The sequence below is a fragment of the Helicobacter pylori genome (assembly GCF_011175115.1).
Taxonomy (GTDB): Bacteria; Campylobacterota; Campylobacteria; order Campylobacterales; family Helicobacteraceae; genus Helicobacter; species Helicobacter pylori_DF.
This window is the reverse complement of sequence record NZ_SHOW01000001.1, coordinates 228,571-252,088: the sequence shown is the minus strand read 5'-3', so window position 1 is coordinate 252,088 and position 23,518 is coordinate 228,571. Positions and strand designations below refer to the sequence as shown.

21 protein-coding genes, 1 tRNA gene and 1 pseudogene are annotated in these 23,518 nt (G+C 39.3%); 14 read left to right on the top strand and 9 right to left on the bottom strand.

The features are described 5' to 3' along the window. Nucleotides 1-16: 16 nt before the first annotated feature. The 4 genes from dps to EXS92_RS01190 all read right to left on the bottom strand — a co-directional run bounded on the left by dps (nt 17) and on the right by EXS92_RS01190 (nt 3,161). The gene (dps, locus tag EXS92_RS01205) at nt 17-451 is read right to left on the bottom strand and encodes a DNA starvation/stationary phase protection protein (RefSeq protein ID WP_000846459.1); all 435 of its coding nucleotides are present in this window, start codon (nt 449-451) and stop codon (nt 17-19) included. Nucleotides 452-676: 225 nt separating this feature from the next. Further along, entirely contained in the window at nt 677-1,822 is a 1,146-nt protein-coding gene (flgS, locus tag EXS92_RS01200; protein WP_165515288.1) for an acid survival sensor histidine kinase, read from the bottom strand. Then, nucleotides 1,819-2,136 (bottom strand): hypothetical protein, encoded by a 318-nt coding sequence (locus EXS92_RS01195; protein WP_000609406.1) that lies wholly within the window; start codon nt 2,134-2,136, stop codon nt 1,819-1,821. The genes flgS and EXS92_RS01195 overlap by 4 nt, the downstream gene beginning before the upstream one ends. Continuing rightward, nucleotides 2,133-3,161, bottom strand: a complete 1,029-nt coding sequence (locus EXS92_RS01190; protein WP_165515287.1) for a flagellar basal body P-ring protein FlgI — start codon at nt 3,159-3,161, stop codon at nt 2,133-2,135. Before EXS92_RS01190 ends, EXS92_RS01195 begins: the two co-directional genes overlap by 4 nt. Before the next feature lie 188 nt (nt 3,162-3,349). Between EXS92_RS01190 and EXS92_RS01185 the strand changes: the two genes are divergently transcribed. From EXS92_RS01185 to EXS92_RS01175, 3 genes are read left to right on the top strand one after another with little or no spacing between them, the layout of a single operon-like run. Beyond that, entirely contained in the window at nt 3,350-4,828 is a 1,479-nt protein-coding gene (locus tag EXS92_RS01185) for a DEAD/DEAH box helicase (protein WP_165515286.1), read from the top strand. A gap of 20 nt (nt 4,829-4,848) precedes the next feature. Then, nucleotides 4,849-5,937, top strand: a complete 1,089-nt coding sequence (locus tag EXS92_RS01180; protein ID WP_001121051.1) for a prohibitin family protein — start codon at nt 4,849-4,851, stop codon at nt 5,935-5,937. A 6-nt stretch (nt 5,938-5,943) separates the two neighbouring features. Next, nucleotides 5,944-6,483 (top strand): DUF2393 domain-containing protein, encoded by a 540-nt coding sequence (locus EXS92_RS01175; RefSeq protein ID WP_165515285.1) that lies wholly within the window; start codon nt 5,944-5,946, stop codon nt 6,481-6,483. A 56-nt stretch (nt 6,484-6,539) separates the two neighbouring features. Here EXS92_RS01175 and EXS92_RS01170 read toward each other — a convergent pair whose 3' ends face one another. The 3 genes from EXS92_RS01170 to EXS92_RS01160 form a co-directional block, all read right to left on the bottom strand. Then, nucleotides 6,540-8,090 (bottom strand): dipeptide ABC transporter ATP-binding protein, encoded by a 1,551-nt coding sequence (locus EXS92_RS01170; RefSeq protein WP_165515284.1) that lies wholly within the window; start codon nt 8,088-8,090, stop codon nt 6,540-6,542. Nucleotides 8,091-8,099: 9 nt separating this feature from the next. Beyond that, complete coding sequence (locus EXS92_RS01165) at nt 8,100-9,122, bottom strand: ABC transporter permease (RefSeq protein ID WP_207633352.1); 1,023 nt, start codon at nt 9,120-9,122, stop codon at nt 8,100-8,102. Between the two features lie 118 nt (nt 9,123-9,240). Next, a tRNA-Ala gene (locus EXS92_RS01160) sits at nt 9,241-9,316 on the bottom strand. 169 nt (nt 9,317-9,485) lie between these two features. On the opposite strand from EXS92_RS01160, the gene hopF reads away from it, so the two are divergent. From hopF to xseA, 7 genes are all read left to right on the top strand, one after another. After that, on the top strand, nt 9,486-10,928 hold the full coding sequence (gene hopF, locus EXS92_RS01155) for a Hop family outer membrane protein HopF (RefSeq protein WP_165515283.1): 1,443 nt from the start codon (nt 9,486-9,488) through the stop codon (nt 10,926-10,928). Between the two features lie 12 nt (nt 10,929-10,940). Continuing rightward, nucleotides 10,941-12,365 (top strand): Hop family outer membrane protein HopG, encoded by a 1,425-nt coding sequence (gene hopG / locus EXS92_RS01150; protein ID WP_165515282.1) that lies wholly within the window; start codon nt 10,941-10,943, stop codon nt 12,363-12,365. 97 nt (nt 12,366-12,462) lie between these two features. Continuing rightward, entirely contained in the window at nt 12,463-13,698 is a 1,236-nt protein-coding gene (gene purA, locus EXS92_RS01145; RefSeq protein ID WP_165515281.1) for an adenylosuccinate synthase, read from the top strand. After that, a complete protein-coding gene (locus tag EXS92_RS01140; protein WP_120836965.1) occupies nt 13,695-14,123 on the top strand; it encodes a flagellar export protein FliJ in 429 nt (142 codons plus the stop codon). The genes purA and EXS92_RS01140 overlap by 4 nt, the downstream gene beginning before the upstream one ends. Beyond that, a complete protein-coding gene (locus tag EXS92_RS01135; protein WP_165515280.1) occupies nt 14,116-14,811 on the top strand; it encodes a MotE family protein in 696 nt (231 codons plus the stop codon). Before EXS92_RS01140 ends, EXS92_RS01135 begins: the two co-directional genes overlap by 8 nt. Then, nucleotides 14,808-15,857, top strand: coding sequence for an RIP metalloprotease RseP (rseP, locus tag EXS92_RS01130; protein ID WP_165515279.1), 1,050 nt, complete (start codon nt 14,808-14,810; stop codon nt 15,855-15,857). Before EXS92_RS01135 ends, rseP begins: the two co-directional genes overlap by 4 nt. Before the next feature lie 12 nt (nt 15,858-15,869). Next, complete coding sequence (gene xseA, locus EXS92_RS01125) at nt 15,870-17,132, top strand: exodeoxyribonuclease VII large subunit (RefSeq protein WP_097556813.1); 1,263 nt, start codon at nt 15,870-15,872, stop codon at nt 17,130-17,132. A gap of 34 nt (nt 17,133-17,166) precedes the next feature. Here xseA and EXS92_RS01120 read toward each other — a convergent pair whose 3' ends face one another. After that, nucleotides 17,167-18,321 (bottom strand): DNA methyltransferase, encoded by a 1,155-nt coding sequence (locus EXS92_RS01120; protein ID WP_165515278.1) that lies wholly within the window; start codon nt 18,319-18,321, stop codon nt 17,167-17,169. Continuing rightward, nucleotides 18,314-18,555, bottom strand: a pseudogene (locus tag EXS92_RS08105) (hypothetical protein). Before EXS92_RS08105 ends, EXS92_RS01120 begins: the two are co-directional and overlap by 8 nt. An 84-nt stretch (nt 18,556-18,639) precedes the next feature. On the opposite strand from EXS92_RS08105, the gene EXS92_RS01115 reads away from it, so the two are divergent. From EXS92_RS01115 to EXS92_RS01100, 4 genes are all read left to right on the top strand, one after another. After that, complete coding sequence (locus tag EXS92_RS01115; RefSeq protein ID WP_156578177.1) at nt 18,640-19,335, top strand: BsaWI family type II restriction enzyme; 696 nt, start codon at nt 18,640-18,642, stop codon at nt 19,333-19,335. Further along, the gene (locus tag EXS92_RS01110; protein WP_000806055.1) at nt 19,332-20,090 is read left to right on the top strand and encodes a DNA-methyltransferase; all 759 of its coding nucleotides are present in this window, start codon (nt 19,332-19,334) and stop codon (nt 20,088-20,090) included. The genes EXS92_RS01115 and EXS92_RS01110 overlap by 4 nt, the downstream gene beginning before the upstream one ends. A gap of 72 nt (nt 20,091-20,162) precedes the next feature. Then, nucleotides 20,163-22,733 carry an ATP-dependent Clp protease ATP-binding subunit gene (locus tag EXS92_RS01105; RefSeq protein WP_165515277.1) on the top strand — a complete coding sequence of 857 codons (2,571 nt, stop codon included), beginning with the start codon at nt 20,163-20,165 and terminating at the stop codon, nt 22,731-22,733. 62 nt (nt 22,734-22,795) lie between these two features. Next, nucleotides 22,796-23,515, top strand: coding sequence for a cytochrome c biogenesis protein CcdA (locus EXS92_RS01100; protein WP_015643904.1), 720 nt, complete (start codon nt 22,796-22,798; stop codon nt 23,513-23,515). The last annotated feature ends 3 nt before the right edge of the window (nt 23,516-23,518 follow it).

Sequence of the window (23,518 nt, the reverse complement as noted above, 5' to 3'; positions counted from 1 at the left end):
GCTTCTTTTTGGTCGCTTAAGCCAAATGGGCTTGCAACATCCAAATGGATTTTTGCAACTTGGCTAATTGATCGTCCGCATAAGTTACGGTGACTTTATCGCCTTCTTTTTCAGCGGTGTTAGAGAGCTCTTTAAATTCTTTTTCTAGGTGTTTGTAGTCCTCTAGAATTTCTTTAAAAATGTCTTTAGAGTGGAAGCTCGTTTTAGTTTCTTCTTTAACACGAGTGAGTTTGATCGCTTCGGATAAAGTGACTAAGGGGTGGTGTCCTAATTGAACAATCCTTTCAGCGAGATCATCAAACATGTCCGCAAATTCTTCATAAATTTCTTCAGTGGCTTTATGCACATTGAAAAAATCGGTGCCTTTCACATTCCAATGGAAGTTATGCACTTTCATAAACAACACGATCGCATCCGCTTGCAAATGTTTTAAAATTTCAAATGTTTTCATCAAAAGTCCTTTTTTTTATAAAATGTTTTTAGGCTTTTATTTTCATAAAAACCTTGATCGCTATCCTACACCAAAAGAGTTAATAAAAAAATTTTTTTGTCTTATTTTTGTCAAAAACTGATAAACCCTATTCAATTTAATGTTCTTTAATCTTTTTAAAATTTTGTTTTATCGTAAAACTCATTTTTGTAAAACTCATTTTTTAAGGGGGGATAATTATCAAAATTAAGAAGCGTTAAGAATCTTAATTTCAAAGGTTTTTTCTTGATTTTCTAATAGCGCAATGCTCCCTTCATGGGCTTTAACGACTTGCAAAGACAGGGCTAACCCTAGGCCATTACCCTTTAATTTAGTGGTTTCAAAAGGCTCAAATAAAGTGCTTTTGTTTTCCACTTCCTTGCCATTATCAATAACGGTGAAGACGATAAATTCATTTTGAATGAACGCTTCAATCTTCACTTGCCCCTGCTCGCTCTCTTCTAAGGCTTCAATCGCATCAATGGCGTTATACAAGAAATTTTGCAACACAATCCCCATTAAATCAAAGTCAAAAAACCCTTCTTCATCGCTAAAATTAAAAAGAAAATCAATGTCTTTAGAGTAAGTGTAGCAATTTAGGGCTTCTTTGAGATCGCTCTCTAGCGTTTTCAAACTTTGCTTGGTGCGGTTGGCTTGAATGCCTTTAGAAAAAAGCAAGGTGGCTTTAATGATCCTTTCTACGCGCCATAAAGCTTTTTGCAATTCTACAACAATGGGCTTAGTCTTTTCGTTCGCATGCTTTAATAACACCGAAGCTAAAAGAGAGATAGAGCCTACGGGGTTTCTGATTTCATGGGCTAAATGCGCTGAGATTTTCCCCATAGAAGCGAGCCGCTCTTGGCGTTTTTGAGTGCTAATATCGGTTGCGGTGATGATTTGCTTGCCTTGAATGCTGTTTTGCTGGACTAAATAGCTTTTATTTTCATGTTCAATTTCGGTGTTAAAATTTCCTAATTTAGCCTTATTGAACACCTCATGGCTTTGATTGGCTAAAGAATTTTTATAAAAAAAGCTCCCGTTTTCATTCACCACCCAAATGGCTTGCGGTAAAATTTCTATGACCCATTCATAAAGGGCTTTATAATCCTTAAATTCCTTTTCCACCTTGTAGCTTTGTAAAATGAATTGGTTTAAAAGCTCTAATAACTCTTGCATGTCTTTTTTGTTGGAAAAATTTTCTAATAAATCCTCGCTCTCTTTGGGTTTAAAATTTTCTAATGAAATCACATTGTCTTCTTTTTTTAACAACTCCTTGAAAGAAGAAGCCTTATTAGAGCGTTTCAAAGGGGAGTTTTTTAAATAAGGGCGTTTTAAATGCTTGGATTTTTTCATGGTTTTTGTTTTTCTTGCTCTTTTAAGAAATTAAACAGCATTTCGCTATAACCAAAATTCCCGCTCAATTCTTTAGAAAGGGTGTCCTTATACATGGATGTGTAAATCTCATCGCCTGGGGCTTTAGGATACAAAGGGTTATCCATTTTCATAGCGCTATCCAGCATGAATTTTAAAAGCAGCGCTTCAAAAGAATCGGTTTGTTCTTTGAGGAGCTTGTCGTTTTTATTTTGAGCCAACGCTTTTAATTTCTCTTCGCTCGCTAATTTAGAAACATTGTATTGCTCTAACATGGCTTTATTGTTGTTTATCATAATATCTCCATTTCAGCGCTAATCGCGCCGCTTTTTTTTAGGGCTTGCAAGATTGAAACCATCCCCTTAGCGCTCACGCCAATTTTTTGTAAGGCTTTTACCACCCCGGCAATGGTGATGCTTTTCCCGTTAGAGCTCAGCGTGTTGTGAGCGGTGTCTAAGGACATGTTATTGTCTAAATCCTGCGTGTTTTTGGAATCACTTAAAGGCTCTTTAGTGATTTTAAGCGTGATGTCTTGGCTTGTAACCACTATAGGATGCACTATTATATCCACTCCCGAAACGATCGTGCCTGATTTTTCATCTACAATGATCTTATTTTTCGCGCTGTAATTAATAGGGATTTCTTGCACTAAGGCTAAAAACTCTACCATAGAAAGACGCTCTGGGCGGGTGATTTGAATGGTTTTTGGATCTAGTGCTATGGCTACTTTATTGCCAAATACCTTATTTAAAGTGTTTTGCACTTGGATAGCGTTTTTAAAATTGGGGTTTTTCAGGCTTAAAGTCATGGCGTTTTTATGGAACAAATCATACGAAACCTCCCTTTCAATAGTCGCCCCGTTGATGATATTGGCTGAGAGCAAATTACTAGAATTACCCGAAACGATAGCCCCTTGAGCGAGGGCGTAAATATTCCCATCTACCGCATTTAAAGGGGTCATCACCAAAGTCCCTCCTTGAATGGATTTCGCATCGCCAATAGAAGAAATGTGAATATCAATTTTATCGCCCTGTCTTGCAAAGGGGGGCAAGGAGGCTGTAATCATCACTGCAGCGACATTTTTAGATTTAATATCATCTGCAGAAATTTTAACATTCACGCTCTCTAGCATGTTAGAAATGGATTGCATGGTGAATTTTGAGCCGGACTTATCCCCTGTGCCATTTAGGCCAATCACAAGCCCATAGCCAATCAGCTGGTTATCCCTTACGCCCACCACGCTCGCTATATCGCCTATTTTTTCGGCCAAAAGCTTGTGAAAGGCTAATACAAAAATAAGCCACAAAAACACCCGTTTCAATCAAACCCTTTCTTTATTCCTTAATTCTAATTATTTTAGCATAAGCCTTTTATAAAAACTTTAAACTTAATTGAGCGCATTTTTATGCTATACTCAAAAATCTTATAAACTTTAAATCAAAGATTTTAATTTTAGCCTTTTATTAACTTTTTATAAAGTTTCAAATTAAATTGAGGTATGAATCTCCCATGGAATTGAATCAACCACCACTCCCTATAGAAATTGATGATGACGCTTATCATAAGCCGAGTTTTAATGATTTGGGCTTAAAAGAATCGGTTTTAAAATCCGTTTATGAAGCCGGCTTCACTTCCCCAAGCCCCATTCAAGAAAAGGCCATTCCGGCTGTTTTGCAAGGCCGAGATGTCATCGCGCAAGCCCAAACAGGCACAGGAAAAACCGCCGCTTTCGCTCTGCCCATTATCAACAACCTTAAAAACAACCACACCATAGAGGCCTTAGTGATCACGCCCACCAGAGAATTAGCCATGCAAATTAGCGATGAGATTTTTAAATTGGGTAAACACACCAGGACTAAAACCGTGTGCGTGTATGGAGGCCAGAGCGTTAAAAAACAATGCGAATTCATTAAGAAAAACCCCCAAGTGATGATCGCTACACCAGGAAGGCTGTTGGATCATTTAAAGAACGAGCGCATCCATAAATTTGTGCCTAAAGTGGTCGTTTTAGATGAAAGCGATGAAATGCTGGATATGGGGTTTTTAGACGACATTGAAGAGATTTTTGACTACCTCCCTAGCGAAGCGCAGATTTTGCTTTTTTCAGCCACGATGCCAGAGCCGATCAAAAGGCTAGCGGATAAGATCTTAGAAAACCCTATTAAAATCCATATTGCCCCCTCTAATATCACTAACACTGACATCACCCAACGCTTTTATGTGATCAATGAGCATGAGAGGGCTGAAGCGATCATGCACCTTTTGGACACTCAAGCACCTGAAAAGAGCATTGTTTTCACGCGCACCAAAAAAGAGGCCGATGAATTGCACCAATTCCTTGCTTCTAAAAATTACAAAAGCACCGCCTTGCATGGGGATATGGATCAAAGGGATCGGCGCGCTTCTATCATGGCGTTTAAAAAAAATGACGCTGATGTGTTGGTGGCTACGGATGTGGCGAGCCGTGGGCTTGATATTAGCGGTGTAAGCCATGTGTTCAATTACCACTTGCCCCTAAATACCGAGAGCTATATCCATCGCATTGGCAGAACCGGGCGAGCGGGCAAAAAAGGCATGGCGATCACTTTAGTAACCCCCTTAGAATACAAAGAGCTTTTACGCATGCAAAAAGAAATTGATTCAGAGATTGAACTTTTTGAAATCCCCACCATTAACGAAAATCAGATCATCAAAACCTTGCATGACGCTAAAGTGTCTGAAGGGATCATCAGCCTTTATGAACAGCTTACCGAAATTTTTGAGCCGTCTCAATTGGTTTTAAAACTTTTGAGTTTGCAGTTTGAAACCAGTAAAATTGGCTTGAACCAGCAAGAAATTGATGCGATTCAAAACCCTAAAGAAAAAACGCCAAAACCCTCTAACCAAAAAACGCACCCGCATGAGCGAGCGCGTTCTTTCAAAAAGGGTCAGCACAGAGACAGACACCCTAAAACAAACCACCATTCTAAAAAACCCAAACGCCGTTAAAATATTTAAAAAGGAAATTCATGCCCATTGATTTGAACGAACATTTAAAAAAGAAAAATCCTCAAAGAGAAACCCCCACGCCTAATACGCCTAATAATGGGGGGCGTTTCATCCCGCCGTCTAATTCTTTTAATTCTAAAAAACTATCGGTTTTAATCGTCATTGTCCTTTTAGGCGTTATCGCTTTTTTGGCCAAGCCTTTTGAAGTGATTAGCTCAGGAGAAATTGGCATTAAAATCACCGCTGGGAAATACGAACCCACACCCTTACAGCCAGGAATCCACTTTTTTGTACCTATCATTCAAGACATTCTCATTGTAGATACAAGGATCAGAAATATCAATTTTTCACGCACCGAAGACATGGGCGTGGCGGGTAAAAATCAAGGGATTTTTAGAAACGACGCCATTAACGTGATGGATAGCAGGGGTTTGACCGTTTCTATTGAGCTCACCGTGCAATACCGCCTAAACCCCCAAACCACCCCCCAAACGATCGCTACTTATGGCTTGTCTTGGGAGCAAAAAATCATCAACCCTGTGGTGCGCGATGTGGTGCGCTCTGTCGTGGGGCGCTATCCGGCTGAAGATTTACCCATTAAGCGCAACGAGATTGCCGCTCTTATCAATAGCGGTATCAATAAAGAAGTTTCTAAACTCCCCAACACCCCTGTGGAATTAAGCTCTATCCAATTGAGAGAAATCGTTTTGCCCGCTAAGATCAAAGAACAAATTGAAAAAGTCCAAATCGCGCGCCAAGAATCAGAAAGGGTGAAATACGAGGTGGAGCGCTCCAAGCAAGAAGCTCAAAAACAAGCCGCTCTAGCTAAAGGGGAAGCGGACGCTAACAGGATTAAGGCTCAGGGCGTGGCGGATGCGATCGTGATTGAAGCTAAGGCAAAATCTCAAGCCAATTTAAGCATTTCACAAAGCTTGAGCGACAAGCTTTTAAGGCTGCGCCAGATTGAAGTTCAAGGCCAGTTTAATGAAGCGTTAAAAACGAACAATAACGCTCAAATCATGCTCACTCCAGGTGGGGCTGTGCCTAATATTTGGATTGACACTAAAAGCAAGGTTAAATCTAGCATTGCCGAGAGTAAAGAGCCTTAAAAACGCATGGCGTCTCTTGCCTTTATCCAAGCTTTTTTGGAGTCTTTTAAGGGATTTTTAAGCCAAGCGACTTTAATCAGCGTTTTAATAGCGAGCGTTTTAATCCTTTTTTGCGCGATTTTGCTCCTTTTGGCTTTGCTTTTAAGAAACCGCATAGCTAGCTATATGGCAACAACAGCTTTTTTGGGCGCGTTTTTAAGCATGCCTTTTGTTTTGAATATTTTACTCACTCAAGCGATCTACCCCATAGAAACACGCATTTTACACGCTAACCCTTTAAGTTATAGCAACGCCTTTTCTTTGCAAGTGGGAGTCAAAAACCATTCCAAATTTACTTTAAACAAATGTGTTTTACGCCTAGAAGTGCTTAAAAACCCTCACAATTTTGTAGAAGAGCATGCGTTTAAATGGTTTGTCAAAAAAAGCTATGAAAAAATTTTTAAAGAAAAGATTTTGCCCAAAGGATCTAAGGTTTTTTCATTCTTTATTGACAACTACCCTTATTCAAAAACAGCCCCTTATCAAGTTTCTTTGTTTTGTTTGTAGAAAAAAGCGATTAAAAAACATATACATACTAAAGGCATAAATTTTAAAATAAAGCTTTAAAGCCTGGATTCCAACAAACGCTTCGTATAAGCGTGTTTGGGGTTTTCAAACACCTCTTCAATAGCACCTGTTTCTACGACTTTCCCCTCACTTATCACTAACACCCTATCGCAAAACGCTTTGATCACATCTAAATCATGGCTGATAAACAAATAGCTCAAGTCTTGCTTTTCTTGTAAATTCAACAACAATTCCAACACGCTTTTTTGAATGCTCTTATCCAAAGCGGAAGTGGGCTCATCTAAAAGAATGATTTTAGGTTTTAAAGCGATTGCTCTAGCGATCGCCACCCTTTGGCGCTCCCCACCGCTGAGTTCATAAGCGTAAAAGTTAAGCAATTCAGGGTTTAAACACACTTCTTCTAAACAAAGTTCAGCTAAATGGTGCCATTCTTCTTTGGAAGCTTTAGGGTAAGCAAAGTGCAAAGCTTCTATTAAAATGCTTTGAATGCTTAAGCGAGGGTTTAATGAAGCGTAAGGGTCTTGAAACACCATTTGCAAGATCTTGCGGTAGGGTTTGAACGCTTTAGAACTTAAAAGCCCCACGCTTTGGCCTAAAATCTTTTCTTCCCCGCTGTTTAGAGCGAGTTTTAAAAGCCCTAACGCTAGAGAGCTTTTCCCGCTCCCGCTTTCGCCAATGATGCCGATGTTTTCTTTAGCTTTGAGGGAAAAATTGACTGATGCGATAAGGGGCTTTTTTAAAGAAGATCTAAAGAAGCGTTTTTGCAAGTAATAAACGCTAAAATCTTTCACCTCTAAAAGCGTCTCATCTAGCGCTTTTAAGTTTTTAGCGGGCAAGTTTGAAGCCTGAATCAAGAGTTTTGAATATTCGTGCTTAGGGTCATTAAAAAGCTCTTTGGTGGAATTGGTTTCTACGATCTCGCCTTTTTTTAACACATAAACCCTATCAGCCAAGCGTTTAACCGCTTTTAAATCATGGCTAATGAACAAAAGGGCGATGTTTTTTTCCACGCTCAATTGCTTGAGCAAGTCTAAAATCTGGTTTTGGATTTGCGCATCTAGCGCGGTGGTAGGCTCATCGCAAATGAGCAGTTTGGGCGCGTTAATAATGCCCATAGCGATACACACCCTTTGGCGCTGCCCTCCGCTCAATTCATAAGGGTAACGATCTAAAAATTTTTCATCTAATTGGACTTGTTTCATGGCGTTTAAAACTTTTTCTTTAAGGAGCGTTTGAGAAGCGTTTTTATGGTGTAAAAAATAGGCTTCATTCATTTGCTTGCCGATTTTATGCAAGGGGTTTAGGCTGGATAGGGGGTCTTGAGCGATGTAAGCGATAATATTTCCCCTTAAATGCTGCATAAATTCTTCGCTTTCTTTTAAAAGGTTGGTTGTTTCAAACAGCACTTCGCCATTATGAGGCTTGAATCTGGGGTTTAAACGCATGATGAGATTAGCGATAGAGCTTTTCCCGCTCCCGCTCTCGCCCACGATCGCCACCCTTTCGCCATAACTTAAAGAAATATTGATGTTTTGGAGCGAAAAATGCGCGTTTAAAACGCAGTTCAAGTTTTTGATTTCTAGCATGTAACCCCTTTATTTGAGCATGTTAGCGTTGAAAGCATCGCGCACCCCTTCGCCAATGAACACCAAAACAGAAAGCAACAAGCTAATGGCTACAAAGGCTACAACCGCTAAATGAGGCGTAGTGAGGTTATCCTTGCCTTGATTGACCAATTCGCCCAAACTCGCACTCCCTATAGGCATGCCAAAACCCAAGAAATCTAAAGACACTAAAGTGGAAATGCTAGCCGCCATTAAAAAAGGAATGTAAGTGATCGTTGCCACTAAAGCGTTGGGTAAAACATGGTAGAAAATGATTTTTAAATCATTCACCCCAAGCGCTCTAGCGGCTTTGGTGTAGTCCATGTTCCTTGCTTTTAAAAACTCCGTGCGCACGACTTGAGAAAGCCCCATCCAGCTAAAGAGCAAGACTAAAAACAAGATGATCCAAAAATTGGAATTGAACGCGCTAGAAATCACAATGAGTAAAAAAAGCATGGGGATCGCGCTCCAAATCTCGCTCAATCTTTGCCCCACTAAATCCACTAGCCCTCCATAATACCCCTGAAACGCCCCCAAACTCACGCCAATAAGAACGCTAAAAAGGGTGAGTAAAATCCCAAACACTAACGAAACCCGATAGCCATAAACCAGCCTGGCTAACACATCTCTGGCTTGATCGTCTGTGCCTAAAAGGTGTTTGAAGCTTGGAGGGTTAGGGGCAGGCGAGTCTAAATCCATAATGATCGTATCATAGCTATAGGGGATGAGCGCATGGATAATGAAAGCGTCTTTTAAAAGCGTGTTTTGCACATAAGGATCGTTATAGTCCGTAGGGGTGAAAAAATCGCCTCCAAACTCCACTTCCGCATAGTTTTTAAACATAGGGAAATACGCTTTACTATCTTTATAGATGAATAAGGGGCGATCATTCACCCACAAGGGGGCTAAAAGAGAAAGCGCTAATAAAGCGATAAAAAGATAGAGTGAAAACACCGCCCGCTTATTCTTTTTAAAACTAAGAATGCGCATTTTAAACAAACTGCTCACGCTCAAACTCCCTTGATGAAAAACAATTCCTAAGATTATAATTAATTATGGGTAATACTAGCAAGAAAACGGGTTTGATCAATAAAGAAAAAGGATAAGCGTAATAGATAAGCGTAATAAATGATGGTGGAGTGTAGGGGGTTCGAACCCCTGACCTCAACGCTGCCAGCGTTGCGCTCTCCCAACTGAGCTAACACCCCAAATAAAATTAAGCGAGTATTATAACATTTTGCTTAAAAGATGTCAATTTGATGCTTTTTTGAAACACTTAATAGCAAATTAAGAATGATTATCTTAAAATTAGAGAGTTTCTTTTATAGATTAAGTATAGATTAAGTAAAATCACTTATCAAAGCAAAAAGGATACTTTTGAAAAACCACTCCTTTAAAAAAACGATCGCTCTTTCCTTACTAGCGAGCATGTCTTTGTGCAACGCTGAAGAAGATGGGGCGTTTTTTGTCATAGATTATCAAACGAGTTTGGCCAGACAGGAATTGAAAAATCCAGGCTTCACCCAAGCGCAAGAATTAAAGCAGTTAATCAGAGATGGGGCTGTGAGGTTGCAAACTTCTGCCATTCCCTTATCTTATTATTTGGATATTTTAGGGAATAAAACAAAAATTCTTTTGAGTGAAAGCCTGAAAAATAATGCGCAACCATCACAGCAAAACGGACCATCAAACCAAGCCTTAGTCAATTTAGAAGAATCTCTAGGGATTTTAGGAAAACTATTAGATCTATCCCAACAATACGCTTCAGAAGGTGTCATTAAGCCTTTGGTGGTGGATGTAGGGAAAGAACAAATCGGTATCACGGATAGCATGCTCTCAGTGGCTCAAAACATCGTTTTAGCTTTAGGGCAAGTGGATTTGAGCAAAATCCAACAAAACAATAACCAACAGCTATACGAAAACATCATGAAAGTCATGCTTTTAGGCACGGGCGGGACTAATGGAGCGTATAATGGCGTGAGCGTGGGCGATATTGCCACGGGCATGCAAAATTTTTCTTCGCAAACGGGCTTGATAGGGGCTAATTCTACGGTTAGCGAGATCAACGCTTTGATTAAGAGCGGGATTTCTTTAGATCGTGAGACTTTGAGGTTAGGGAGTTTTATTGAAAAAAATATTTGTAGCAGTGCATCGTCTTGTTTTAGCGGGAGTCAGCTTATTTATAAGAAAGGGCTAGATAGAGTCATAAACATCATTAATACGAGCTTGAATCAGTTTGAATATTCGGCTAGTTCTCTTTATAAGATTTCTTATATCCCTAACCTCTTTTCACTCAAAGATTATCAGTCAGCGAGCATGAACGGCTTTGGGGCTAAGATGGGCTATAAACAATTTTTCACCCATAAGAAAAATATTGGCTTAAGGTATTACGGGTTTTTGGATTATGGCTATGCGAATTTTGGCGATACAAATTTAAAAGTGGGGGCGAATCTTGTTACTTATGGGGTAGGAACGGATTTTTTATACAATGTGTATGAACGCTCTAGAAGGAGGGAAAGGACTACAATCGGTCTTTTCTTTGGCGCTCAAATTGCAGGGCAAACTTGGAGCACTAATGTAACGAACTTATTGAGCGGGCAAAGGCCTGATGTCAAGTCCAGTTCGTTCCAATTCTTGTTTGATTTGGGCGTGCGCACCAACTTTGCAAAAACCAATTTCAACAAGCACAGGCTAGACCAAGGGATAGAATTTGGGGTGAAAATCCCTGTTATCGCTCATAAATATTTTGCAACCCAAGGCTCAAGTGCGAGCTATATGAGGAATTTTAGCTTCTATGTGGGCTATTCAGTCGGTTTTTAAGGAAGGCTCTTGATGAAAAATACCAATACAAAAGAGATAAAGAATACAAGAATGAGAAAAGGTCAATACCACGCACTTAAAAAGGGGCTTTTAAAAACCGCTCTGCTTTTTAGCCTTCCTTTAAGCATGGCGTTAGCTGAAGACGATGGCTTTTATATGGGAGTGGGCTATCAAATCGGTGGCGCGCAACAAAACATCAATAACAAAGGCAGCACCCTAAGGAATAATGTCATTGATGATTTCCGCCAAGTGGGCGTGGGTATGGCAGGGGGTAACGGGCTTTTAGCCTTAGCGACAAACACGACCATGGACGCTCTTTTAGGGATAGGCAATCAAATTATCAATACTAATACAACTGTTGGCAACAACAACGCAGAGTTAACCCAGTTTAAAAAAATACTCCCCCAAATTGAGCAACGCTTTGAAACGAATAAAAACGCTTATAGCGTTCAAGCCTTGCAAGTGTATTTGAGTAATGTGCTTTATAACTTGGTTAATAATAGTAATAATGGCAGCAATAATGGAGTCGTTCCTGAATATGTAGGAATTATAAAAGTTCTCTATGGTTCTCAAAATGAATTCAGTCTCTTAGCCACCGAGAGCGTGGCGCTTTTAAACGCGCTTACAAGAGTGAATCTGGATAGCAATTCGGTGTTTTTAAAAGGGCTATTAGCCCAAATGCAGCTTTTTAATGACACTTCTGCAGCAAAGCTAGACCAGATCGCAGAAAGCTTGAATAAGAGCGGTGGTGCAGGATCGATGCTTCAATCAATGCTTCAAAAGGATGTGAAAACCATCTCGGATCGAATCGCTACTTACCAAGAGAATCTAAAACAGCTAGGAGGAATGCTAAAGAATTACGATGAGCCATACCTACCCCAATTTGGGCCAGGCACAAGCTCTCAGCATGGGGTTATTAATGGCTTTGGCATTCAAGTGGGCTATAAGCAATTTTTTGGGAGCAAGAAGAATATAGGCTTACGGTATTACGCTTTCTTTGATTATGGCTTTACGCAATTGGGCAGTCTTAGCAGCGCTGTTAAGGCGAACATCTTTACTTATGGCGCTGGCACGGACTTTTTATGGAATATCTTTAGAAGGGTTTTTAGCGATCAGTCCTTGAATGTGGGGGTGTTTGGGGGCATTCAAATAGCGGGTAACACTTGGGATAGCTCTTTAAGAGGTCAAATTGAAAACTCGTTTAAAGAATACCCCACTCCCACGAATTTCCAATTTTTGTTTAATTTGGGCTTAAGGGCTCATTTTGCCAGCACCATGCACCGCCGGTTTTTGAGCGCGTCTCAAAGCATTCAGCATGGTATGGAATTTGGCGTGAAAATCCCAGCTATCAATCAAAGGTATTTGAAAGCGAACGGGGCTGATGTGGATTACAGGCGTTTGTATGCGTTCTATATCAATTACACGATAGGTTTTTAAGCTCTTTTAGGGCTTATAAAGAGGCTCTTTACTTTTTTTTGGTATTCTAACAAGCTTTTAAACCATCCAATCTACTTTGTTTTAAGGATAATATTTTATGGCAGATGTCGTTGTGGGGATCCAGTGGGGAGATGAGGGGAAGGGAAAAATTGTTGATAGGATCGCTAAAGATTATGACTTTGTGGTGCGCTATCAAGGAGGGCATAATGCCGGGCATACCATTGTGCATAAGGGGGTTAAGCATTCTTTGCATTTAATGCCCTCAGGAGTTTTATACCCACAATGCAAGAACATCATTTCTAGCGCGGTGGTCGTGAGCGTTAAGGATTTGTGCGAAGAAATCAGCGCGTTTGAGGATTTAGAAAATCGTTTGTTTATCAGCGACAGAGCCCATGTGATCTTGCCTTATCATGCCAAAAAAGACGCTTTTAAAGAAAAATCTCAAAACATCGGCACGACTAAAAAAGGCATAGGCCCTTGTTATGAGGATAAAATGGCCAGGAGCGGGATAAGAATGGGGGATTTACTAGACGATAAGATCTTAGAAGAAAAGCTAAACGCTCATTTCAAAGCCATTGAGCCTTTTAAGGAAGCGTATGATTTGGGCGAGGATTACGAAAAAGATTTGAGAGGGTATTTTAAAGCTTACGCTCCAAAAATTTGCCCCTTTATCAAAGACACGACAAGCATGCTGATAGAAGCGAACCAAAAGGGTGAAAAAATCCTATTAGAAGGGGCGCAAGGCACGCTTTTAGACATTGATTTAGGGACTTACCCTTTTGTAACAAGCTCTAACACCACGAGCGCTAGCGCATGCGTGAGCACCGGCTTAAACCCTAAAGCGATCAATGAAGTCATAGGTATCATGAAAGCCTACTCCACTCGTGTGGGTAATGGGCCTTTCCCTAGCGAAGACACTACACCCATGGGCGATCATTTAAGGACTAAGGGCGCGGAGTTTGGCACGACAACCAAGCGCCCAAGGCGTTGCGGGTGGCTGGATTTGGTGGCTTTAAAATACGCTTGCGCTTTGAATGGTTGCACGCAATTAGCCTTAATGAAATTAGATGTTTTGGACGGGATTGATGCGATTAAGGTGTGCGTGGCTTATGAAAGAAAGGGCGAAAGATTAGAGGCTTTCCCTAGCGATTTGAGAGATTGCGTGCCGATTTATCAAACTTTTAAAGGCTGGAAAAAAAGCGTGGGCGTGAGAAAATTAGAGGATTTAGAGCCAAACGCTAGAGAGTATATCCGTTTTATTGAAAAAGAAGTGGGGGTAAAAATTGGCCTTATTTCTACAAGCCCTGAAAGAGAAGACACGATTTTTCTATGAAAAAATTCGCTTCTGTGTTGGTGCAATTAAAAACCCTTGCGTTAGAAAAAATAGAGCAAAAGCTTGAAAGCAAGCGTTTAGAATTGCAACAAAACGAGCGAGAAGTTTTGGACAAACAAGCCCAATTGAGCGCGTTTAAAAACCCTGAGTTGGGGGGAATGAGCCTTTTTTTACAAACCCAGCAATTAAAAAGCGCTCTAAGAATGGAGATAGAATATTACCAACAAGAGGGCGAGAATTTAACTAAGGATTTAAAAGTTTTAGAAAAAGATTATCTTTTGGCTAACCAGGAATTAGAAAAAGCTAAAATCATTTTAGAAAATGAAAAGCAAAAAGAAAAGGAAATTTTGGAAAAAAAAGAGCAGGCTCTTTTGGACGAAAACGCCATGATTTTACACTGGCAAAAAGGGGGCTTGCATGCGTAAAATTTTGTTAATGGGCTTGATTTTACAAGCGCTCTTTGGCGAAGAAGCCGCACAAGAATTGTTGCAATGCTCTGCGATTTTTGAATCTAAAAAAGCCGAATTAAAAGACGATTTGCGCCGATTGAGCGAAAAAGAGCAGTCTTTAAGGATCTTGCAAACCGAAAACGCCCGCCTTTTAGATGAAAAAAACGATCTGTTAAGCAAAAAAGAAAAAGAAGTGGAAGAAAAACTGAAAAATTTAGCGGCTAAAGAAGAAGCCTTTAAAACCTTACAAACGGAAGAAAAAAAACGCCTTAAAAATTTGATAGAAGAAAACGAAGGCATTTTGAGAGAAATCAAGCAGGCTAAAGACAGCAAGATTGGCGAGACTTATTCTAAAATGAAAGATTCTAAGTCCGCCTTGATTTTAGAAAATTTACCCACTCAAAACGCCTTAGAAATTTTAATGGCGTTAAAACCTCAAGAATTAGGCAAAATTCTAGCCAAAATGGATCCTAAAAAAGCGGCAGCTTTGACAGAGTTGTGGCAAAAACCCCCAAAAGAAAATAAAGAAAATAAAGAAAATAAAGAAAATAAAGAAAATAAAGAAAGCCAAAAAACCACAGATCCCATGCCCCCCACACCACCCACGCCTTCAAAAGAGCCGATGATAAAAGATCCTAACACCAAAGAGCCTGCAGGGGTATGATGTTCATTGTAGCGGTTTTAATGCTGGCGTTTTTAATCTTTGTCCATGAATTAGGGCATTTTGTTATCGCTAGGATTTGTGGGGTCAAGGTAGAAGTCTTTAGCATTGGTTTTGGTAAAAAACTCTGTTTTTTCAAGCTTTTTGGCACGCAATTCGCTTTGTCTTTGATCCCGCTTGGGGGCTATGTGAAATTAAAGGGCATGGATAAAGAAGAAAATGAAACGAATGAAAGCGCGAATGATAGCTATGCGCAAAAAAGCCCTTTCCAAAAGCTATGGATACTATTTGGGGGGGCGTTTTTTAATTTTCTTTTTGCGATTTTAGTGTATTTTTTTCTGGCATTGGGTGGGGAAAAAGTCTTACTGCCCATCATTGGCGATTTAGAAAAAAACGCGCTAGAAGCCGGACTATTAAAGGGGGATAAAATCCTTTCTATCAACCACAAAAAAATAGCGAGTTTTAGAGAGATTAGAGGCATAGTGGCGCGTTCTCAAGGCGAGTTAATTTTAGAAATAGAGCGAAACAACCGGATTTTAGAAAAACGCCTGACCCCCAAAATCGTGGCGGTAATAAGCGAATCTAATGATCCTAATGAAATGATCCGGTATAAAGCGATAGGCATCAAGCCGGACATGCAAAAAACAGGCATTGTTTCTTATTCCTTAATTCAGGCGTTCAAGCAGGCCTTGAGTCGGTTTAAAGAGGGCGTTGTTTTGATTGTGGATTCTTTAAGGCGTTTGATTATGGGGAGCGCTTCAGTTAAAGAATTGAGTGGGGTGGTAGGCATTGTGGGGGCGTTAAGCCATGCCAATAGCGTGAGCATGCTTTTGTTGTTTGGGGCGTTTTTGTCTATCAATTTAGGGATTTTAAACTTATTACCCATTCCAGCCTTAGATGGGGCGCAAATGCTAGGGGTTGTTTTTAAAAATATTTTTCATATCGCTTTGCCAACACCCATACAAAATGCGTTGTGGCTAGCGGGGGTGGGGTTTTTGGTTTTTGTCATGTTTTTAGGGCTTTTCAATGATATTACTCGTTTGCTATAAAAGGGGGAGTTGGTGCATGTATTGAGCGTGAGCGAAATCAATGCGCAAATCAAAGCCCTTTTAGAAGCGACTTTTTTGCAAGTTAGGGTTCAAGGGGAAGTGAGTAATTTGACTATCCATAAGGTGAGCGGCCATGCGTATTTTTCGCTCAAAGACAGCCAATCAGTCATCAGATGCGTGCTGTTTAAAGGGAACGCTAACAGGCTTAAATTCGCTTTAAAAGAAGGGCAGGAAGTGGTTGTTTTTGGGGGCATTAGCGTGTATGTTCCAAGGGGGGATTATCAAATCAATTGCTTTGAAATAGAGCCTAAGGATATAGGTTCATTAACTTTAGCTTTAGAGCAATTGAAAGAAAAATTACGCCTTAAAGGCTATTTTGATGAAGCCAATAAATTACCCAAACCGCATTTTCCTAAACGAGTGGCAGTCATCACTTCTCAAAATTCAGCCGCTTGGGCGGACATGAAAAAGATCGCTTCCAAACGATGGCCGATATGCGAATTAGTCTGCATCAACACTTTAATGCAAGGGGAGGGGTGCGTTCAAAGCGTGGTGGAGAGCATCGCTTATGCGGATAGTTTTCATGACACAAAAAACGCTTTTGATGCGATTGTAGTGGCTAGGGGTGGGGGGAGCATGGAGGATTTGTATTCTTTCAATGATGAAAAAATCGCTGACGCTCTATATTTGGCTAAAACTTTCAGCATGTCAGCTATTGGGCATGAGAGCGATTTTTTATTGAGCGATTTAGTGGCGGATTTAAGGGCTTCTACGCCTTCAAACGCGATGGAGATTTTGCTCCCTAATAGCGATGAATGGTTGCAAAGACTTGATGGGTTTAATGTGAAATTGCACCGCTCTTTTAAAACTTTGCTCCATCAAAAAAAGGCGCATTTAGAGCATTTAGCGGCTTCTTTAAAACGATTGAGTTTTGAAAACAAGCACCATTTAAACACCTTAAAACTAGAGAAACTAACAATCGCTTTAGAAAATAAAACCCTAGAATTTTTACGCTTTAAAAAAACGCTTTTAGAAAAAATCTCTACTCAAACATTAACAAGCCCTTTTTTACAAACTAAAACAGAACGCTTAAACAGGCTAGAAAACGCCCTCAAACTCGCTCATGCCAATTTGAAATTACCCCAATTCGGGGCGTTGGTGAGCAAAAATAATCAAGCGATAGAATTAGAGGCATTAAAAAGGGGCGATAAAATTGAATTAAACAATGAAAAAGCCAGAGCGAGCGCTACTATTTTGAGCGTGGATAGGGTGTAGGGTTTGAAAAATAATATTTAAAACGCTATTTGTTTTATCTTAAAATTTCATATTCATGGCTTTTGATGATCTTTTCTAAACGCAATAGCATGATGTTTGAAATCGTGTTTTGATACCCCTTGTTCTTTAAAATGCTAGCAGCTTGCGGGTTATTTTTAATTTTTTCTTCTTTTTGGCACAAATAAAAAGACCAATTCAAACAATAATCCCTATTAACTTCCATAACCGCTTGCGCTGTTGTCCCACTGCCTGCAAAAAAATCTAAAATAATAGAATCTTTAGGGGTGGAGCATAACAATAAATATTTAATCAATCCTACAGGTTTTGGCGTCTTAAAAAGCCCTTTTAAGCCTAATTTTTCTAAATCTTTTGTGCCTTGTCGGCTATAAAAATCCAACACGCTCAAACAATTATCTTGCGATTCTTTTAGGTAATATTTTTCATAAGGGCGATTATTCTTAAAAATAAGTCTATTTTGATAATATAAATCCTTAAGCTTTTCATCGCTGCTCCACCCTCTGCTTTTTAAGGGTTCTAAAAAAAGATTGATTTCTTCTATCGCTACACTGCGTGGGTGTGAAGGCGTGGATAGATCTTTAGCGAAATAAATCTCACCTTTTTCATCCACCAAATTATAATTTTTTAAAAAATTAAAATGTTCTTTTTGAGATAATTCTTTGATTTGTTCTTTTAAGACAAGTTGGGCTTGAGCTTGTCCTTTTTGTTTAAAAACATTCTTAATCGTTCGCATTAAATCTTTTAATGGTTTAGCATAAATGGGCAAAAGCGTTCGTAAGATTTTAAAACCAGGAGCGAACGCTTTATTTTTGGCGTAGCTTAAAACATACTCATGGGTAATATTGATGTGTTTAGCGTTAGATCTTGTGGCTTGTTTAGTGATAAAAGTACCTAAAAAATTGCGCGTTCCAAAAATCTCATTGGCAATGATTTTAACTTCAGCCATTTTGTTATCGTCCATAGAAATAAAAATACAACCACTTTGTTTTAACACAGCCTTCGCTAAAATCAAATGTTCTTTAATCCATTTTTCATAGTCAGCATGAGCGTCTTCATATTCAAAGTTAGAATTCTTAGTGTTATAAGGGGGGTCTATATAGATAGTTTGGATGCTTTCTTTTTCTATTCTTTTCAAACACTCCAAAGCCTCCATAATAAAAACTTTATGCAAGATGGTTTTCCCAAGAAAAACGACCAAACTTGAGATTAAAAAGATTGACAAGCTCTTGTTTTTTTGAATCAATGGGTTTCATTTTAAAATCAAATTCTTTGATTAATTGACTTTGAAAGGATACTTGTTTGATTTCTAAAAATTCATCGTTCGAACTTCTTTTGGCATCAAGGCCAAAAATCCTAAAGACTGATTTAAAAATTGCATATCTAGCCCTCAATTAAATTCTGTCAATATTATAGCTTGTTTAAACACCAGCCATTATCAAAAAGTTTTGTATTATAATTTGATGGATTTCTATGGATTAAGGTGTTTGGATTGAGTTTAGCCGATATTATTTTAGAGCGTTTTAAAGATTTTGTGAGAGAATACCCTGAGCCTTACAAGTTTTTACAGGTTTTTTACGCACAAGAAAAAGAACGCTTTTTAAATGATAAAATGAACGATTATATCAAGCAAAATAAAAGCAAGGAAGAGGCCAGTATTTTGGCCAGACAAGGCTTTGTCAGCACCATAGGAAGGGTGTTAGAAAAAATCATAGAACTTTTATTAAAAGATTTCTGTATTAAAAACAATGTCAAAATGACGAACGATAAAATCTTAAGGGCTAAGCGCATTAATGGTGAGCTGGATAGAGTCAAACGGGCTTTATTGGTGCATTTTGGAGAATATAGCGTGTTACCTGATGGAGATATAATTCTTTATCAAACCAACAAGGATAATGTCAAAATCCTAGCGATTTTATCGGTAAAAAATTCGTTTAGAGAGCGTTTTACAGAGACGCCTTATTGGAAACTAAAGCTTCTGCAATCGCCCGTAACTTCTCACATTAAAGTTTTCATGATAACGCCGGATAACGATGATGAAATCAGCTTTAAAAATAAGCCTAAAAAGGCTAGGATCGTCATGGAGCATGAACTAGATGGTCTTTATTTAGCCAAAAGCCATTTTGATCAAAGCTCTAAGATTAAGGGCATAGAAAATTTATTAGAAGATTTAAAAAGGCTTTTATGAAACCTTATTTCAGTTTGGAAAAATTGGATTTATACCATGGCGATGCGAGCGTTTTAGAGACTTTTGAAAAAGGTTTTTATGATTTGTGCGTTACTTCACCGCCCTATAATTTGAGCATTGAATATCAAGGGAGTAATGATTTTAGGGCTTATGATGATTATTTGAATTGGTGTAAAAATTGGCTTAAAAATTGTTATTTTTGGGGTAAGGAACAGGCGAGATTGTGCTTGAATGTCCCTTTAGATACGAATAAACATGGCAAGCAAAGTTTAGGGGCTGATATTACTATAGTGGCTAAAGAATGCGGTTGGAAATACCAAAATACGATCATTTGGAATGAAAGCAATATTTCAAGACGCACCGCTTGGGGGAGTTGGCTGCAAGCTAGCGCGCCTTATGCGATCGCTCCTGTGGAATTGATCGTTGTTTTTTATAAAAACGAATACAAACGAAAAAAACAAACTTCTACAATGAGTAGAGAGGAATTTTTACTCTATACGAATGGGCTTTGGAATTTTAGCGGTGAATCCAAAAAGCGCTTAAAGCACCCAGCCCCATTCCCAAGGGAATTACCCAGGCGTTGCATCCAATTGTTTTCTTTTTTGGAAGACACGATTTTTGATCCTTTTAGCGGCTCTGGCACGACTATTTTAGAAGCCAACGCTTTAGGGCGTTTTAGCGTGGGTTTAGAGATTGAAAAAGAATATTGCGAGTTGTCTAAAAAGCGTATTTTGGAGAGTTTGTCGTTAGTGTGAGCGTTTTAAGAACCTTTGAGGGTTAAAATAGTGTAAAATAGTAAAGATTTTACAACTCAAAAAGGATTGATAATGAATTTATTTGAAAAAATGACTGACCAATTGCATGAGACTTTAGACAGCGCGCTCGCTTTAGCTTTACACCATAAAAACGCTGAAGTAACGCCCTTGCACATGCTTTTTGCCATGCTCAATAACTCCCAAGGCATTCTCATTCAAGCCTTACAAAAAATGCCTGTGGATATTGAAGCTTTAAAACTTAGCGTTCAAAGCGAGTTGAATAAGTTCGCTAAAGTTTCACAAATCAATAAGCAAAATATCCAATTAAACCAAGCTTTAATAGAAAGTTTAGAAAACGCTCAAGGCTTGATGGCTAAAAGGGGCGATTCTTTCATCGCTACCGATGTGTATCTTTTGGCGAACATGAGCCTTTTTGAAAGCGTTTTAAAACCTTATTTAGACACTAAGGAATTGCAAAAAACTTTAGAATCTTTAAGAAAAGGCACGACTATCCAAAATAAAAACGACGATTCCAATTTGGAAAGTTTAGAAAAATTTGGCATTGACTTGACGCAAAAAGCCCTAGAAAATAAGCTAGATCCCGTGATCGGGAGGGATGAAGAAATCATTCGCATGATGCAAATTTTGATTAGAAAAACAAAAAATAACCCTATTTTACTAGGTGAGCCTGGAGTGGGGAAAACGGCGGTTGTGGAAGGGTTAGCCCAACGCATTGTGAATAAGGAAGTGCCTAAAACGCTTTTAAACAAACGAGTCATCGCTTTAGATTTAAGCTTATTGGTGGCTGGGGCGAAATACAGAGGCGAGTTTGAAGAGCGCCTGAAAAAGGTGATTGAAGAAGTTAAAAAAAGTGCGAATGTGATTTTATTCATTGATGAAATCCACACGATTGTAGGGGCTGGGGCTAGTGAGGGGGGCATGGATGCGGCGAATATTTTAAAACCCGCGCTCGCTAGGGGGGAATTGCACACGATTGGAGCGACCACTTTAAAAGAATACCGCAAGTATTTTGAAAAAGACATGGCGCTACAAAGGCGTTTCCAACCCATTTTACTCAATGAGCCTAGTATCAATGAAGCTTTACAGATTTTAAGGGGGTTGAAAGAAACTTTAGAAACGCACCATAATATCACTATCAATGACTCCGCGCTCATAGCGAGTGCTAAACTCTCTAGCCGTTATATCACCGATAGGTTTTTACCCGATAAAGCGATTGATTTGATTGATGAGGGGGCGGCTCAATTAAAAATGCAAATGGAATCAGAGCCGGCCAAACTCTCTAGCGTTAAACGCTCCATCCAAAGACTGGAAATGGAAAAACAAGCCCTTGAAATGGAAAAAAAAGAGAGCAATGCCAAACGCATGCAAGAAATCCTTAAAGAATTGAGCGATTTGAAAGAGAAAAAAATCCAATTAGAAGTGCAATTTGAAAACGAAAAAGAAGTGTTCAAAGAAATTTCACGCTTGAAAATGGAAATGGAGGGCTTGAAAAAAGAGGCTGAAAGGTTTAAACGCAATGGGGATTACCAGCAAGCGGCTGAAATTGAATACTCTAAAATCCCTGAAAAGGAAAAGAAAGAAAAAGAATTGCAGCATAAATGGGAAACGATGCAGCAAAATGGGGCGTTGTTACAAAACGCTTTAACCGAAAACAATATCGCTGAGATCGTGAGCCAATGGACGCATATCCCGGTCCAAAAAATGCTCCAAAGCGAAAAAAATAGGGTTTTAAACATTGAAAGCGAATTGCAAAAAAGAGTGGTGGGGCAAGAAAAAGCGCTCAAAGCGATCGCTAAAGCGATTAAAAGGAATAAGGCCGGGCTTAGCGATAGCAACAAGCCCATAGGGAGTTTTCTCTTTTTAGGGCCAACAGGCGTGGGTAAAACCGAGAGCGCTAAAGCTTTGGCGCAATTCTTGTTTGATAGCGATAAAAATCTTATACGAATTGACATGAGCGAATACATGGAAAAGCACGCTATCAGCCGTCTTATTGGGGCCGCTCCTGGGTATGTGGGCTATGAAGAAGGCGGGCAATTGACCGAAGCGGTGCGCAGAAAGCCTTATAGCGTGGTGCTGTTAGATGAAGTGGAAAAAGCCCATCCGGATGTGTTTAACCTCTTGTTACAGGTTTTAGATGAGGGGCATTTAACCGATAGTAAGGGCGTGAGGGTGGATTTCAAAAACACGATTTTGATTTTAACTAGCAATGTGGCTAGCGGCGCGCTTTTAGAAGAGGATTTGAGTGAAGCCGACAAACAAAAAGCGATTAAAGAGAGCTTGAGGCAATTCTTCAAGCCGGAATTTTTAAACCGCTTAGATGAAATCATCTCCTTTAACGCCCTAGATAGCCATGCTATCATCAATATCGTGGGGATACTCTTTGAAAACGTTCAAAAAAAAGCGCTTGAAAGGGGCATTAATATAACCCTAGACGAAAAGGCAAAAAAATTGATCGCCGAAGCGGGATTTGACAGATTTTATGGCGCTAGACCCCTAAAGCGCGCACTCTATGAAATGGTAGAAGACAAGCTCGCTGAACTCATTTTAGAGGATAAAATTAAAGAGAATGGCAGCGTGGCATTTGTGGTAGAAAATAACGAGATTGTGCCTAAGATTAAGTGAAGTTTTGTTATTATAAAAAATATAAGAAACGATTATTTTAATATTTAAAAAAGGATTGGATGATGTTTGATAACACGCTTGTTAACCTCTTTGACACAGCGCCTCTTTTAACTTCGCTTTTAGCTGGGATTTTAACTTTTTTAAGCCCTTGCGTGTTGCCTTTGATCCCGGCGTATATGTCTTATATTTCTCAAATTTCTTTAGAGGATATTAAAGATGGTAAGGCTAAAAGGGTTTCGGTTTTTTTAAAATCCTTGATGTTTGTGGTGGGGTTTTCGCTCGTGTTTTTGGGCGTGGGCATGTCTATGGCCAAGCTTATCCATAGCTTTTCGTTTGCTTGGGTGAATTATATCGCTGGGGGGATTGTGATCCTTTTTGGTTTGCATTTTTTAGGCGTGTTCCGTTTTTCATTTTTGTATAAGACTCAAAGCGTTCGTTTAGCGAGTAAATCTAATAGCATGCAACGCTTTTACCCCTTTCTTTTGGGCATGAGTTTCGCTTTGGGTTGGACGCCATGCATCGGGCCGATATTCACTTCTATAGTGATCATGAGCGCGAGCAAGGATACTTATGGCTTAATCCTTATGGTGGTGTTTGTAATGGGCTTAGCGATCCCTTTTTTATTGGTGGCTTTAATGCTAGAAAGAGCGCTTTTATTTTTAAAATCATTAAAGAAATACAACCGCGCGATTGAAATTGTTTCAGGGTTGGTGCTTATTTTAATGGGAATATTGATCATGACAAATTCTTTAGAAAGCTTGACTAACTTTTTACAAAATTAGGAG

Coding starts and splice junctions, on each gene's coding strand:
- dps (WP_000846459.1), bottom strand. CDS start 451: ATGAAAACATTTGAAATTTTAAAACATTTGCAAGCGGATGCGATCGTG.
- flgS (WP_165515288.1), bottom strand. CDS start 1,822: ATGAAAAAATCCAAGCATTTAAAACGCCCTTATTTAAAAAACTCCCCT.
- EXS92_RS01195 (WP_000609406.1), bottom strand. CDS start 2,136: ATGATAAACAACAATAAAGCCATGTTAGAGCAATACAATGTTTCTAAA.
- EXS92_RS01185 (WP_165515286.1), top strand. CDS start 3,350: ATGGAATTGAATCAACCACCACTCCCTATAGAAATTGATGATGACGCT.
- EXS92_RS01180 (WP_001121051.1), top strand. CDS start 4,849: ATGCCCATTGATTTGAACGAACATTTAAAAAAGAAAAATCCTCAAAGA.
- EXS92_RS01175 (WP_165515285.1), top strand. CDS start 5,944: ATGGCGTCTCTTGCCTTTATCCAAGCTTTTTTGGAGTCTTTTAAGGGA.
- EXS92_RS01170 (WP_165515284.1), bottom strand. CDS start 8,090: ATGCTAGAAATCAAAAACTTGAACTGCGTTTTAAACGCGCATTTTTCG.
- hopG (WP_165515282.1), top strand. CDS start 10,941: ATGAAAAATACCAATACAAAAGAGATAAAGAATACAAGAATGAGAAAA.
- purA (WP_165515281.1), top strand. CDS start 12,463: ATGGCAGATGTCGTTGTGGGGATCCAGTGGGGAGATGAGGGGAAGGGA.
- EXS92_RS01140 (WP_120836965.1), top strand. CDS start 13,695: ATGAAAAAATTCGCTTCTGTGTTGGTGCAATTAAAAACCCTTGCGTTA.
- EXS92_RS01135 (WP_165515280.1), top strand. CDS start 14,116: ATGCGTAAAATTTTGTTAATGGGCTTGATTTTACAAGCGCTCTTTGGC.
- rseP (WP_165515279.1), top strand. CDS start 14,808: ATGATGTTCATTGTAGCGGTTTTAATGCTGGCGTTTTTAATCTTTGTC.
- EXS92_RS01110 (WP_000806055.1), top strand. CDS start 19,332: ATGAAACCTTATTTCAGTTTGGAAAAATTGGATTTATACCATGGCGAT.
- EXS92_RS01105 (WP_165515277.1), top strand. CDS start 20,163: ATGAATTTATTTGAAAAAATGACTGACCAATTGCATGAGACTTTAGAC.
- EXS92_RS01100 (WP_015643904.1), top strand. CDS start 22,796: ATGTTTGATAACACGCTTGTTAACCTCTTTGACACAGCGCCTCTTTTA.